This is a genomic window from Pseudomonas sp. HPB0071 (assembly GCF_000478505.2).
In the GTDB taxonomy this organism is placed as follows: domain Bacteria; phylum Pseudomonadota; class Gammaproteobacteria; order Pseudomonadales; family Pseudomonadaceae; genus Chryseomonas; species Chryseomonas luteola.
Genome location: NZ_KI517367.1, coordinates 1695195 through 1708757, shown reverse-complemented (window position 1 = coordinate 1708757; position 13563 = coordinate 1695195). Strand labels below are relative to the sequence as shown.

Genomic DNA, 13563 nt, shown 5'->3' with positions numbered 1-13563 from the left:
ATGCTGCGTTATATCGCCTATCGGCTGGCCCTGCTGATACCCATCCTGCTTGCTGTTTCGCTACTGGTATTCGTGCTGCTGCATATGGGGCGGGGTGATCCTGCTCTGGATTACCTGCGTCTCTCCCAGATTCCGCCTACGGACGCGGCCCTGGCGGAGGCGCGGCATACGCTGGGGCTCGATCGTCCTTTGGTTGAGCAGTACTTGATGTGGCTCTGGCGCGCGCTGCATCTGGATTTCGGAACATCATTCGTGACGGGACGGCCCGTCCTGAGTGATCTTCTCTATTACCTGCCCGCCACCCTTCAGCTAGGAGGCGCTGCGCTGGCGGTCACTTTGCTGGTCAGCTTGCCGCTGGGCATCTGGGCGGCCCGCAGACCGGGTGGCTGGCCGGATCAGCTTGTACGGTTTATCGCCTTTTTTGGCGTCTCGATGCCCAGTTTCTGGTTAGCGTTCCTGATGGTTGCCCTGTTTTCCGTGACCCTGGGATGGCTGCCTCCCATGGGGCGGGGGGGAATAGCGCATCTGGTCATGCCGGTACTGGCAGTGGCGCTGATGTCGTTATCGATCAACGCGCGACTTCTTCGTGCCAGCCTATTGGAAGCCAGCGGGCAGCGACATGTGTTGTACGCACGCCTGCGTGGGCTGCCGGAAGGGCAGGTATGGCGCAGACATATCCTGCGCAACGCCTGGCTACCCGTCGTGACAGCCATCGGGATGCATGTCGGTGAATTGATTGGCGGCACGCTGGTCATCGAAACGATTTTCGCCTGGCCCGGGCTGGGCCGCTTTGCAGTCAGTGCCGTTTACAACCGGGACTTCCCTGTATTGCAGTGCTTTACGCTGTTGATGACCGGGCTGTTTGTCCTCTGCAATCTGGTTGTGGATGTACTGTACGCCTGGCTCGACCCTCGCACGCGATTGGAAGGAGCACAGGCATGCTAGTACAGACGATGAACGCGCCCCGGACGCGCTCATGGGGGGCTTGGCTGGGTGGTGTATTGGTCATCCTTCTGCTCGCCTTGACGCTGCTGGGGCCCTGGTTGGCTCCCTACGATCCGACTGCCGTCGATGTGAGCCAGCGGTTACAGGGGATGAGCGAAGCACATTGGCTGGGAACCGACCATCTGGGTCGTGACGTCCTGTCGCGCCTCATTACTGGGGCACGTTTGTCGCTGGGTACGGTTGTGCTTACGCTATGCCTGATCCTCACGCTTGGCATTGTCGTAGGCGGTGTGGCCGGGTTTATCGGTGGTCGACTGGACACGGTGCTGATGCGAGTCGGCGAGTTGTTCATGACCGTACCCACCTTTGTTCTGGCGCTCTTCTTTATTGGTGTGCTGGGAACAGGGCTTTCGAATGTCATCCTGGCCATCGCTCTTTCGCATTGGGCCTGGTATGCCCGAATGGTTCGCAGCCTGGTGATCTCGCTGCGTGGGCGAGACTATCTGCTGGCATCCCGTCTGGCGGGTGCGTCACGTCTGCAGAGCTTTGTCAGCCACATTCTGCCGAGTGTGCTGGGTCAACTGATGGTCCTGGCCTCGCTGGATATTGGCCACATGATGCTGCACGTATCAGGTTTGTCCTTTCTCGGTCTGGGTGTCAGCCCGCCTACGCCGGAGTGGGGCGTGATGATAAACGACGCCAAAGAGTTTCTCTGGACGCATCCTCAACTCTTACTCTGGCCGGGCCTCATGATTTTTCTGACCGTAATGGCCTTCAACCTGCTTGGGGATGCGTTGCGGGATCGCCTGGATCCTTCGCTGCGCACAGGAGGGCATTGATGGGTCGTGTATTGGAAGTCCAGGGCCTGACTCTGGCTGTTAGTGATCACGTCTTGGTCAAGGATCTGAGCCTGACGGTCAGGACCGGGCGTGTTACCGCTTTGGTGGGTTCCAGTGGCTCTGGCAAATCCATGACCTGTCTGGGCATGCTCGATCAACTTCCCGCAGGCGTGACAAGGGTGTCAGGACACGTGCTGTGCGACGGACAAAGGACGAGCGGCGAGCATCTGCGGGGGCGTCAGGTTTCCATGATCATGCAGAATCCCCGTTCTGCCTTTAATCCTGTACTGACGATGCGGGCGCATGCTTACGAAGTGCTGGCGCTGCGTAACATCCATGGTGCAGATGCCCAGGCACGCCTGGACGCCTGCCTGGTGGATGTTGGCCTGAATACTTCCTCTCAGGTGCTTGACCTTTATTCCTTTCAAATGAGTGGCGGCATGTTACAGCGCATGATGATTGCGTTGGCACTGCTGGCTGAAACCCCTTTTCTATTGGCCGATGAACCAACAACGGATCTTGATCTGCTCATGCAGGCACGTGTGCTGGATGTACTTGATCGACTGGTTGAAGAGAAAGGTCTAGGAATTCTGCTGGTAACGCATGACATGGGAGTTGTTGCCCGTTGCGCCCACGATGTGTTGGTGATGGATGAAGGGAGCCTTGTGGAGGCTACGTCTGTCGAGCAATTGTTTGACGCACCATGTAGCCCTGCCGCGCGTGATCTGCTGGCTGCGCATCAGGCGCTCACCTTGGCGGAGGATTATGAATGAGACTGCTCAGCGCTGAGGGTATCGGGCACGGCTATCGCTCGGGAGGTTTCTGGTCACGGCGGCCCTTGCAGACCGTATTGCAGGGTGTGGATTTTCACATTGACGAAGGGGAAAGCGTTGGTCTTCTGGGAAACAGCGGCAGTGGTAAAAGTACATTGGCGCGTCTGTTGCTGGGACTTGAAAGACCGATAACCGGGCGCGTCAGCTTTCGGAATGAGGTGCTATCCGAGCTACGGGGTGAAGCGCTTCGTACGTTTCAGCGCCGTGTCCAGTTGGTCTTCCAGGATGCACCAGGCGCATTCAACCCTCGCCACTCGATTGGCTGGAGTCTGTCTGAACCGCTTCGACACTTGATGGGTCTTTCCAGGCCGGACTGTTTGCGGCGAGTTGCTCAGCTGTTGGAGCAGGTTGGATTGGCGGCTTCCATGGCTGACAGGCTCCCCGGCCAGCTCAGTGGCGGACAGCTCCAGCGGGTCGGCATTGCGCGGGCGCTGGCATCAAACCCCTCGCTCATTGTACTGGATGAGGCGCTGTCCAATCTGGATCGAGTCCTTCAGGTGCAGATACTGGATATGCTCAGCGAAATACGTGAAACACAAGGAACAGCCTTTCTGTTGATTACCCACGATCTAAGCCTGGTACAGCGGCTGTGCCATCGGGTGGCTGTGCTGGATCAGGGGCGGCTGGCCGAAGAGTGTAAGGTAACCACGGGGCTGCGTTTTGAGCATCCGGCTGGAGTGGCGTTACAGAAAGCCATTCTGCCGGCTCGACCTGTAAGGCGCGCGCCGGCCGTTCTCTAAGGTTTCTCAGCCAGCAGCATCAGATTGCGGGGTGTCAGGCTAGGGTCGCAAAAGCGGCCTAGTCTGACCTCGTAGCCCTGTTCCTCCAGAAAGAGCGCCCGATCAAGGAGCAGCCAGAGCTCGAGCGGTCGCCGGAAAAGCCCGCGGACCAGTTCAAGATTGCGAACAGCGGCGAGACGCTTCCAGCCGGCGGCCTCAAGTGCCTCCCAATTGCGCTCAGGGATGGGCGGCAAGCCTTTGAGCGTGGCAAGCTCCAGGCAGTAGTCGCGAAAGGTGCGTTGCAGCCAGTGGGTTGCCAGTGGAGGAGTAGGAAGGTATTCATCGGCTCCGCGCATCTCTCGCTGAAGCAGGTCGAATGCCAGCCTTCTGGCCATGGAGAGGTCACGCTGGCGGCGAACCCGGGCACCGGCGGTCACGGTTTCACACAGGGGCAGCCCAAGGTCCTCCTTGCTCAGGAGAAGTGCTGACTGCCTGGCGTTCGCGGAAAGCGGGCGGTACTCATCGCCGCTGATACGGTTATAGCAACAGGGCGCTAACGCCAAGGCAGGGCAGCCTGTCTGGCTGGCTACCTGCATCAACCGCACATGGAGATCACCGCACGCATGCAGCGCTACAGGCGTGTGAAAGGCCTTAAGCCTTTCCGTAACAGAATCAGCCATTACATCCTGTTCATAATGATGGGCTGAAAGCCCCAGGCGCTCGCTGATACGTTGCCCTGTCTCTACCAGTGAGGGATCGTATTCCAGACAGTCGAACGCAGCGCCATGGACGCCCAGGCGTCGTCCTAAATGACCTTTGCCTGAGCACCAGTCCAGCCAATGCGAGGGAGGGCTGTTGAACAAGGCGTGGTGAGCGAAGGCCTCCACCTGCTGCCATTTGCGTCCCGGCACGTCCACGCTCAGCCTGTTAGGCGCTTCGCTGTACTGCCTGGGCAACTCGCCGATCATGCACAGCTGACGTGCCTCTTCGGCCCAGGCTGGAAAAGGCGAGGGGGCCTTGAGTGCATGGGGATGTGTATGCGTAGCCTCCGCCTCTTCAAGTGAGCGGGCGCGAAGCCACGAGGATAGCCCCGGGTTGGCCTTCTCCCAAGGCAGTGTTGGCTGGGTGAACGGCTTGGGTCGCCAGAGCGCCTGGTGCTGTATCAGGAAGCTGTCCAAGGCATTGAAGCGTGCTTCTAACGCACTGCCCTGGAGGAAGGAAGCAGGATAGGTCTCACTCATGCCGATCACGGAGGCTAACGGGGCGGCGAAGCATAACGCACCGCCCTGTCGCTGTGATCAGTAGAGGCTGAACGGAAAGTATCGGGCGTTGATCTGCTGGTATGTCCCGTTGGCGAGAATACCTTTGAGAGCTTCATCCAGGCGGGCCTTCAGCGGATCGTTCTTGCGTACCGCTATCGCAATGCGGTCCTTTTGCAAAACGGGTTCGCCTTTAAGCTCGAAGCGTTGCCCCTCTGGGGTCTGCAGCCAGGCGTAATGCGCAAAGCGGTCTCCCAATACGGCATCCACACGCCCATCTGCAAGGGCCTGGTTGGCTTCCTCCTGGGAGTCGTAGAATCGCATGTTGACCTGACCGCCCAGATGGTTAGAGAGCCAATCTGCCGAAAGCGTCGCGCGGCCGGCACCGATAACCTTGCCTTTGAGTCCGCGGGGGTCTGTGCTGAACGGTTTATCCCTGGGGGCAATGAACTGAATGCTGTTCATGTAGTAGGGGATAGTGAAGGAGACGAGCTGCTCGCGCTCCGGTGTGATCGACATCGAGGAAATGATGGCGTCGAACTTGCGTGCGTTCAGTGAAGGCAGCATGCGATCCCAGCTGGTGATCACGAACTGGCATTGTACCTTGAGTTCTGCACACAGTGCCTGGGCAATATCCACATCGAAGCCGGTCAGCTTGCCGTTACCACTAACGCTACTGAACGGGGGGAGCGAGCCTTGAACGCCCACTTTGAGAACGTCGGCCGCCAGAGCTGTGCCGCACAGGCTTAAACCCGTCATCAAAGAAATAACCCATCGCTTGAGCCGCTTCATTCATTCCTCCATCTACAGGTCTGTATAAGCTTTACAGCTGTTTAACCGCAGGTTGTCAAATAAAAGACCCAAGATGAGCAATTGGGCGAGCGGGAGAGAATCGTGCTGAAGCCTTTCAGGGCAGTGATACGAGGCGGGACAAAAATGCAGGCAAAAAAAAGCCCGATCAGTGATCGGGCTTTTAGAATCATGGTGCCCAGGGACGGAATCGAACCGCCGACACGGGGATTTTCAATCCCCTGCTCTACCAACTGAGCTACCTGGGCAACGGGGCGCATTAAACCGTTATAAACGATTTGTGTCAAGCGCGAGTTGAAAAAAAATTCAATTTTTACCGTGACTTAAGTGTTTAGCCCAAAATCAGAAGGGCTAGCCCCAGATCATTCGCTTGGCGGTACGTATCCTTCGGCTTGCGCGTACTCTTCGCCAGAAAGGAATTTATCCATTTCCTGCTGAAGGAATTTACGGTCATCGGCATTCATCATGTTCAGACGGCGCTCGTTGATCAGCATGGTCTGATGTTTCTGCCAGTCATCCCAGGCCTGCTTGGATACATTCAGGTAAATGTCCTCGCCCTTGGCGCCCGGATAAGGCGGGCGATCCAGGCCAGGCAGTTCTTGCTTGAGCTTGCGGCACATGACAGTGCGGGTCATACGGTTTCTCCTTTCAACGCCTCTTCGGCGCGCTTGAGCAATTTCTTGACCGGGGCTGCCAGCCCCAGGCGTGGCGGATTGGCGAGGTTATACCAAAGCCAGTCCGGTTCGGTCATGGATTGATTGCGGCTGTCCACATGAATCAGCCAGGGCTCGATGTTGAGCTGGAAATGGCTGAAGGTATGTGTAAGGCCAGGCAAGGCCTGACGCTGCTCCATGATCAGGCTGTGGCGCTCAGTCAGGGCCCCCAGCTGATCGACCGTATCGAGCTCAGGTGGACTCCAGAGACCACCCCAGAGTCCGGAAGAAGGGCGCCGGTGGAGCAGGATGGCATTGTCATCATTGATGATCAGTGGCATCAGGGTCCGCTTTTGCGGCAAGGTCTTCCGTGGCTTGGGTTCGGGAAAATCGGTTTCACGTCCCAGCCGATGGGCCTGGCAGCCTTCTTTCAATGGACAGAGCAGGCAGGTGGGCTTGCTGCGTGTGCACAGTGTAGCGCCCAGGTCCATCATGGCCTGAGTGTAGTTGCCCACACGAATGTGAGGTGTATAGCGCTCTGCCACGTCCCATAGCGCTCGGGCGACGGCGGGCTCGCCGGGATAGCCGGACTGTGCCGAATAGCGAGCCAGAACCCGCTTGACGTTGCCGTCCAGAATCGGCGCGCGAATGTTCATGGACAGGCTGGCAATGGCACCTGCCGTCGAGCGGCCTATGCCTGGCAGGACCACGAGGGCTTCGACACTGCGTGGAAACTCACCGTTGTGCTCGGTGACGACAATCTTTGCCGTCTTGTGCAGATTTCGGGCGCGACTGTAATACCCCAGTCCCGTCCAGAGGTGCAGTACTTCGTCTTCAGAGGCAGCGGCAAGCGCCTGGACATCGGGTAACGCCTGCATGAAACGGTCAAAATAGCCCAGCACTGTACTGACCTGGGTCTGCTGGAGCATGATCTCCGAGACCCAGACCCGATAAGGGGTAATATTCTGCTGCCAGGGCAGGTCCTTACGGCCATGAATGTCGTACCAGTTCAGGACTGCGCTGGAAAAGCGTTCCGGATTCATCGTTTGTGGAATAACCCCTTGATGGCATCTTTGAGTTCGGGACTGACCTTGTCTCCGAGCTTTTCATCCAGTTTCTCATTAAGTCGATCACCCGCCAGTCGGGCGACGATCTTGCTCATGCCGTCGCGATCCAGGCGGCAGGCCTTGGCGCCCAGCTCCAGCGGACCCCGGCAATGCAACGGCCACTCGATGCCGGTATAGCGCTCATTGACCTGACAGGCCGGGTCGGGCATGTCGCTCTTGTCGCCTTCGACGGTTACGCCAATGCGGTAGTCCAAGCCCAGCACGCGTAAGTCGATATCACCGTTGCCCTTGGCCGTCAGGCCGGGAATGCGGGCAATCAGGTCCTGGTTGCTGGCGACTCCATTATTGATGGTCAGACTACCGCTCAGCTCGCGGAACGGAGTGTCCTGGCCATCATGCGCACTGGCAAGTGTCTTTTTGTTGAGCAGCGCGATGCCCTGGCAGAGCTGGCCCTCTAGGTTGGCATTGGCCAGTACACCATTGCTCAGACGAAAGCGCGCCGTTCCATCCAGGCTATCCATCCATGCCTTCTGGCTATTGCCTTGCGCGGTCAGGTTGGCATCCAGATCCAGCGCCCCCCGTACGGGTGGCTTTTGGCCCTGGGCCTGGAGAATTTTTTCAACCGGTACCTGAGCAATACGTTCGGTCACATTGAGTTTGGGTGTGATTCCTCGAACATCAAGGGCACCATTGGCCTGAAAGCGACCGCTGAACAAGTCGCCACGCAATTCGCTCAGTGTGACGAGGCCGTCTTTACCGTTGAGCTTGAGGCTGGCGTTATCAATAGGCAGCTTGGTGACCACGAAGTGATCCAGGTTGAGCGAAGCGTTCAGATCCAGTGCTTTGAGCCGCTCTACAGGAAGAATGTCCTCACTGCTCCAGGCATGCTGAGTGGGGGAGGAGGGAAGCGGTGAATTGCCCTGGCTGGCAACCGCATCGGCTGTAGTCACTTCGTTCTGGCGAGCCGTATTGCTCTCGTGCTGAGCGGCAGCCGTCTTGGCGGGCAGGTAGCGATCCAGGTCGAGGCGATCACCTTTGAGGTCAATACTCAAGGCTTTACGGGCGAAGTCTTCTACGGCAATACGACCCGAGAAGGTGCCGCCATCCAGTACAAGGTTCAGGTCTTCCAGCGCCAGGCTGTTCTGGCTGCCGGACAGGCGTGTATTGAACTCAACTTGCTTGAGCGTGTTGGCGTCAGCCATTTCCGGCAGGGCAACACCAATGCCGGTCAGAAAGGCGCGCAGATCGGTCTGTGCAATGGACAGGCCGCCTTCAAGCTTGGGTGCCTTTTCAAGGTCATGCACTTTGAGTTCACCCAGCGCCTTGAGCTGGTTGAAAGTCAGCTTGAGGCCGTTCCACTCAGCAACCTTAGCGGCCCGGTCCAGAAGAAGTTGACCTTCCGCTGAATATTTCAGCAGCTGTCCGCCGAAGGGTTCGCCTGTGGCATCGCCGGACAGGTTGGCATTGTCCAGTTGGTAGCGCTGCAAGGCATTGTCAAAGCGCAGCTCGCCAGTCAAGACCACCGAGGCATTGACGGGCGGTTGATTGGTCGTGAGGGTGCCCAGCAGTTTCAGCGGAATATTGGTACCTTCGCGGATGCTGCCAGTGCTCAGGTCAAGGCCTTCGAACGCATAATGCACGCCGCTGCGGGCATCGCTGTAATCGAGGCGTGAGTCCTTGACCGTCAGGCTATCGATATCCAGCTTGAGTGGACGGCGTGGCGAGTCATCCTGGCCGGCTGGCTGCTCCGCCGGTTGGTCGTTTGGCGTACCGGGGGTTTTATCGGGTGCGGGGCGGCCAATGTTTTCCCAGTTGGCCTGGCCTTGTTCGTCGCGTGCCAGCGTCAGGTTGAGGCCGTCCACGCGAATATCACTCATCTCGACATCATGGCGAAGCAGCGGCAATACGCGCACCGAGAAGCCCAACCGCTGTACGTTGGCAAGCGGCTTTTGTGGTGTGGTGGCACTGGCGATGGTCGCATCATGAAGTTGCAGGCCAAGCCATGGAAAGAGGCTCCAGCCTATATCGCCATTAAGGGTCAGCTCGATGTTGGCCTTGTCCCGAGCAAGTTGGCGGATTTCGTCTTTGTAATCGTTGGGGTCGAACAAGTGGGTCAAGGCAAAGCCCAGCGCCACGATGATCAGCAGCAGCCCAAGAAAGACAAGGCCGAGCACTTTTCCGAACGCTTTCATTGACGGGTCCTTATCTAAAGCTTAAGTAATGGCCGAGTATAACGCTGCCAAGTGGTCGTTTTGGCTGGATGAACGTCAGAAGCGCGATATCGGCCTCAGACTCTCTGTCGCGCTGTAAATGCCGTTTGGCGTGTAGGCACGAAAATTGAGTGCTGTGCTCTGGTATTTACACGGCATGCGCTCTATTGTCGCGCCCCGACTAAAGGAGAATTCGTTCGCGTTTTTGAAAAAACGGTGCATTGGGGAATGCCCGGTCTTTTCTGCGAACACTTCAGCGAGTCGTCAACACTTCATATAGGGGATTTCTCATGAGCATTACGCTCACACAGAGCGGCACTTCCGCTCGTCCCGCTTTCCTATCCAAGGAACGGATCGTTGCCACCCATGGCTTCAACCGCTGGCTGGTACCGCCAGCAGCACTGGCCATTCATATGTGTATCGGCATGGCCTACGGTTTCTCCGTATTCTGGTTGCCGCTGTCTCGTGCCGTTGGCATTGATGCACCCATTGCCTGCGCGCCCACCATGGGTTTTTTCGATCAGCTTTTCGCCACGGGCTGCGACTGGAAAATCTCCCAGTTAGGCTGGATGTATACCCTGTTCTTCCTGTTCCTGGGCTGCTCGGCTGCCTTTTTCGGTAGCTGGCTGGAGCACGCCGGTCCTCGCAAGGCAGGCGTCGTGTCGGCATTCCTGTGGTGCGGCGGTCTGGTGATCTCGGCCATGGGCGTGTATACCCACCACATCTGGCTGCTCTGGCTGGGGGCTGGTGTGATCGGGGGGATCGGGCTGGGGCTTGGCTATATTTCGCCAGTTTCGACACTCATGAAGTGGTTCCCTGACAAGCGGGGCATGGCGGCCGGCATGGCGATCATGGGCTTCGGCGGCGGTGCGATGGTCGGTGCGCCCCTGGCCGACATGCTGATGCGCCATTTCGCAACGGCTGAAGATGTTGGTGTCTGGCAGTGCTTCCTGGTCCTGGCCGGCGTCTATTTTGTCTTCATGATAGGTGGCGCGCTTGCGTACCGTGTACCGCCGCCTGGCTGGCGTCCGGAAGGATGGTCGCCTTCGCTGAAAAAGACCGGCAATGACATGATCACCAGTCGCCACGTGCATGTCAGCAAGGCCTGGCGCACGCCTCAATTCTGGCTGGTGTGGGCGGTACTCTGTCTGAACGTTTCCGCTGGTATCGGTATCCTGGGTATGGCATCGCCCATGCTGCAGGAAGTATTCGGTGGTCGCCTGATCAGCGTTGGTATCCGCTTCAATGACCTGAACAAGGATCAGCTGGCGCAGATCGCCACGATCGCTGCCGGCTTTACTGGCCTGCTCAGTCTGTTCAACATCGGCGGTCGTTTCTTCTGGGCATCGTTCTCGGACTTTATCGGTCGCAAGATCACGTTTTTCGTGTTCTTTGCGCTGGGCTTTGCCTTGTACGCGATCATTCCGTGGACCAGCCACATGGGCAGCGTAGCGCTGTTCGTGTTCACGTTCTGCCTGATTCTGTCCATGTACGGCGGCTGCTTCGCTACCGTGCCGGCTTATCTGGCGGATCTCTTCGGTACGCAGATGGTGGGGGCGATCCATGGTCGTCTGCTGACGGCCTGGGCCGCTGCCGGTATTTTCGGTCCGGTGCTGGTGAACTACCTGCGTGAGTACCAGCTGGGCCTGGGGGTTCCGCGTGCAGCTGTCTATGACACTACGCTTTATATCCTGTCGGGCCTGCTGATCCTCGGCTTTATCTGTAACCTGCTGGTACGCCCGGTGGCAGACAAGCACTTCATGACCGAGGCCGAGCTGGCTGTTGAGCGTTCCAAGAGCAACGACAACAACTTCGACAATCTAGTGATCGAATGGTCGGCTGACCCGTCCAGCAAGACTTGGGTCATTCTGGCGTGGGCTGTGGTCGTCATTCCGTTGGCATGGGGTGTTCTCATTACCCTGGGCAAAACGGCTGTGCTGTTCGGCTAAGCGATACCGCTCGCGGCAGGTGCAATGCCTGCCGCGTTTCCCGCCACTCGTCCCATCCTTCCTCTCGTTTGCGTTTAGGTACCTTTCACGGCTTCTGCTTCCTGGCTATGGCTTCTATACTGTTTACCCTTTTTTGCCCTCTCATTTCGCGGAGCAGGTAATGGCCGAACGCAAGGCAGCCGTCGAGCGCAATACCCTGGAAACCCAGGTCAAGGTATCCATCAATCTGGATGGCACCGGGCAAGCCCGATTCGACATCGGGGTTCCCTTTCTTGAGCACATGCTGGATCAGATCGCCCGCCACGGGTTGATCGACCTGGACATCCATTGCAAGGGCGACCTGCATATCGACGATCACCATACCGTTGAGGACGTGGGCATCACGCTGGGTCAGGCCTTTGCCCAGGCCATTGGCGACAAGAAAGGCATCTACCGTTACGGACATGCCTATGTGCCACTGGACGAAGCCCTGTCCCGGGTCGTCATCGATTTTTCCGGGCGTCCCGGTCTGCACTGGCATGTACCGTTTACCCGGGCTACGGTCGGAGGCTTCGACGTCGATTTGTTCATCGAGTTTTTCCAGGGCTTCGTCAACCATGCGCAGGTAACGCTGCATGTGGATAACCTGCGTGGCATCAACACTCACCACCAGATCGAGACGGTCTTCAAGGCGTTTGGACGCGCGCTGCGCATGGCAGTCAGCCAGGACGAGCGCATGGCCGGACAGATGCCGTCTACCAAGGGGTGCCTCTGATGCAGACGGTAGCAGTCATCGACTATGGCATGGGCAACCTGCACTCGGTTGCCAAGGCGCTTGAGTATTCAGGCGGCGCACGCGTGCTGGTCACGGGCGATCCGCAGATCATTCGGGAGGCAGACCGCATCGTCCTGCCCGGCGTAGGCGCTATCCGCGATTGTATGGCTGAGATCCGCCGCCTGGGCATTGATGTGCTGGTTCGCGAAGTCAGCCAGGATCGTCCCTTCCTGGGCGTCTGTGTGGGCATGCAGGCCTTGATGGAAACCAGCGAGGAAAACAACGGTGTTGACTGTGTCGGCCTGTTTCCCGGTCGGGTGCGCCGCTTCCCTGCCGATATGGTAGAGAATGGTGAAAAGCTTAAAGTCCCGCACATGGGATGGAACGAGGTGGCGCATACCCTCGATCATCCGCTTTGGCATGGTATTCCAGACCAGAGCCGCTTCTACTTTGTGCACAGCTACTACATCGAGGCCGCCAACGCTCGCCAGGTAGCCGGCCGAGGCCATTATGGCGTGGACTTTACCGCCGCCTTGGCTGACGGTCCGCGCTTTGCCACGCAGTTCCATCCCGAAAAGAGCGCAACCTGCGGTTTGCAGCTCTACCAGAACTTCGTTGCCTGGGATGGCCGCTGGTAAGCCTGGCTGACTGTACTAGCCGCCATGGCAAGGCTTGAGCGCAAGCACAAAACCAACCCGTGGCGTTTTATCACCATTAGCGAACGCATTCCTGGCGCTGAACCTGTGCCATGCAGGCCGCCCCGAATGCCTTGGGTAGAGATCTATGCTGATTATTCCTGCGATTGATTTGAAAGATGGCTCCTGCGTGCGTCTACGCCAGGGCCGTATGGAAGATTCCACGGTTTTCTCCGACGATCCTGTAAGCATGGCGGCCAAGTGGGTCGAAGGCGGCTGCCGTCGTTTGCACCTGGTCGATCTTAACGGAGCGTTCGAAGGCCAGCCGGTCAATGGCGAAGTGGTTACCGCGATCGCCAAGCGCTATCCCTCCCTGCCTATCCAGATCGGTGGCGGTATCCGCTCATTGGAAACCATCGAGCACTATGTAAAGGCTGGCGTGAGCTACGTGATCATCGGCACCAAAGCCGTAAAGGAGCCGGCGTTCGTGGCTGAAGCCTGCCGAGCCTTTCCAGGCAAGGTCATCGTTGGACTGGATGCCAAAGACGGCTTCGTGGCGACTGATGGCTGGGCGGAAGTCAGTCAGGTACAGGTAATCGATCTGGCCAAGCGCTTCGAGGCAGACGGCGTTTCGGCGATTGTTTACACCGATATTGCCCGTGACGGCATGATGCAGGGATGCAACGTACCGTTTACTGCCGCGCTGGCAAACGCTACCCGAATTCCTGTCATCGCATCGGGCGGTATCCATAACCTAGGCGATATCCAGAATCTGCTGGATGCCAAGGCACCCGGCATCATCGGTGCCATTACCGGTCGCGCGATCTACGAAGGCACGTTGGACGTCGCAGAGGCTCAGGCCCTGTGCGATCGTTATCAGGCATAAGACA

The 13563-nt window shown here is 58.1% G+C and carries 13 protein-coding genes and 1 tRNA gene; 8 read left to right on the top strand and 6 right to left on the bottom strand.

Annotated elements, in window-relative coordinates:
* Genes nikB through nikE form a run of 4 tightly spaced genes read left to right on the top strand, consistent with a single transcriptional unit; the run spans nt 1 to nt 3357 of the window.
* Nucleotides 1–945 (top strand): nickel ABC transporter permease subunit NikB, encoded by a 945-nt coding sequence (gene nikB, locus HMPREF1487_RS08160; protein ID WP_010796157.1) that lies wholly within the window; start codon nt 1–3, stop codon nt 943–945.
* Nucleotides 939–1784 (top strand): nickel ABC transporter permease subunit NikC, encoded by an 846-nt coding sequence (gene nikC, locus HMPREF1487_RS08155; protein ID WP_010796156.1) that lies wholly within the window; start codon nt 939–941, stop codon nt 1782–1784. Before nikB ends, nikC begins: the two co-directional genes overlap by 7 nt.
* Nucleotides 1784–2557 (top strand): ATP-binding cassette domain-containing protein, encoded by a 774-nt coding sequence (locus HMPREF1487_RS08150; RefSeq protein ID WP_010796155.1) that lies wholly within the window; start codon nt 1784–1786, stop codon nt 2555–2557. Before nikC ends, HMPREF1487_RS08150 begins: the two co-directional genes overlap by 1 nt.
* The gene (gene nikE, locus HMPREF1487_RS08145) at nt 2554–3357 is read left to right on the top strand and encodes a nickel import ATP-binding protein NikE (protein WP_010796154.1); all 804 of its coding nucleotides are present in this window, start codon (nt 2554–2556) and stop codon (nt 3355–3357) included. Before HMPREF1487_RS08150 ends, nikE begins: the two co-directional genes overlap by 4 nt.
* Here nikE and HMPREF1487_RS08140 read toward each other — a convergent pair.
* The 6 genes from HMPREF1487_RS08140 to HMPREF1487_RS08115 all read right to left on the bottom strand — a co-directional run bounded on the left by HMPREF1487_RS08140 (nt 3354) and on the right by HMPREF1487_RS08115 (nt 9317).
* Nucleotides 3354–4577, bottom strand: coding sequence for a methyltransferase (locus HMPREF1487_RS08140; protein ID WP_010796153.1), 1224 nt, complete (start codon nt 4575–4577; stop codon nt 3354–3356). The two genes, nikE and HMPREF1487_RS08140, sit on opposite strands and share 4 nt — an antisense overlap.
* A gap of 57 nt (nt 4578–4634) precedes the next feature.
* Complete coding sequence (locus tag HMPREF1487_RS08135) at nt 4635–5387, bottom strand: transporter substrate-binding domain-containing protein (protein WP_010796152.1); 753 nt, start codon at nt 5385–5387, stop codon at nt 4635–4637.
* Between the two features lie 190 nt (nt 5388–5577).
* Nucleotides 5578–5653: transfer RNA gene (locus HMPREF1487_RS08130), tRNA-Phe, on the bottom strand.
* 114 nt (nt 5654–5767) lie between these two features.
* On the bottom strand, nt 5768–6040 hold the full coding sequence (locus tag HMPREF1487_RS08125; RefSeq protein ID WP_010796151.1) for an oxidative damage protection protein: 273 nt from the start codon (nt 6038–6040) through the stop codon (nt 5768–5770).
* Nucleotides 6037–7101, bottom strand: coding sequence for an A/G-specific adenine glycosylase (gene mutY, locus HMPREF1487_RS08120; RefSeq protein WP_010796150.1), 1065 nt, complete (start codon nt 7099–7101; stop codon nt 6037–6039). Before mutY ends, HMPREF1487_RS08125 begins: the two co-directional genes overlap by 4 nt.
* Entirely contained in the window at nt 7098–9317 is a 2220-nt protein-coding gene (locus tag HMPREF1487_RS08115; RefSeq protein ID WP_010796149.1) for an AsmA family protein, read from the bottom strand. The genes mutY and HMPREF1487_RS08115 overlap by 4 nt, the downstream gene beginning before the upstream one ends.
* A 308-nt stretch (nt 9318–9625) precedes the next feature.
* Here HMPREF1487_RS08115 and HMPREF1487_RS08110 point away from each other — a divergent pair, with 308 nt between their 5' ends.
* The 4 genes from HMPREF1487_RS08110 (at nt 9626) to hisA (ending at nt 13559) form a co-directional block, all read left to right on the top strand.
* Entirely contained in the window at nt 9626–11284 is a 1659-nt protein-coding gene (locus tag HMPREF1487_RS08110; protein WP_010796148.1) for an OFA family MFS transporter, read from the top strand.
* 160 nt (nt 11285–11444) lie between these two features.
* Nucleotides 11445–12038 (top strand): imidazoleglycerol-phosphate dehydratase HisB, encoded by a 594-nt coding sequence (hisB, locus tag HMPREF1487_RS08105; RefSeq protein ID WP_010796147.1) that lies wholly within the window; start codon nt 11445–11447, stop codon nt 12036–12038.
* Nucleotides 12038–12676 carry an imidazole glycerol phosphate synthase subunit HisH gene (gene hisH / locus HMPREF1487_RS08100; protein WP_010796146.1) on the top strand — a complete coding sequence of 213 codons (639 nt, stop codon included), beginning with the start codon at nt 12038–12040 and terminating at the stop codon, nt 12674–12676. Before hisB ends, hisH begins: the two co-directional genes overlap by 1 nt.
* Nucleotides 12677–12821: 145 nt before the next feature.
* A complete protein-coding gene (gene hisA, locus HMPREF1487_RS08095) occupies nt 12822–13559 on the top strand; it encodes a 1-(5-phosphoribosyl)-5-[(5-phosphoribosylamino)methylideneamino]imidazole-4-carboxamide isomerase (protein ID WP_010796145.1) in 738 nt (245 codons plus the stop codon).
* Nucleotides 13560–13563: the final 4 nt, after the last annotated feature.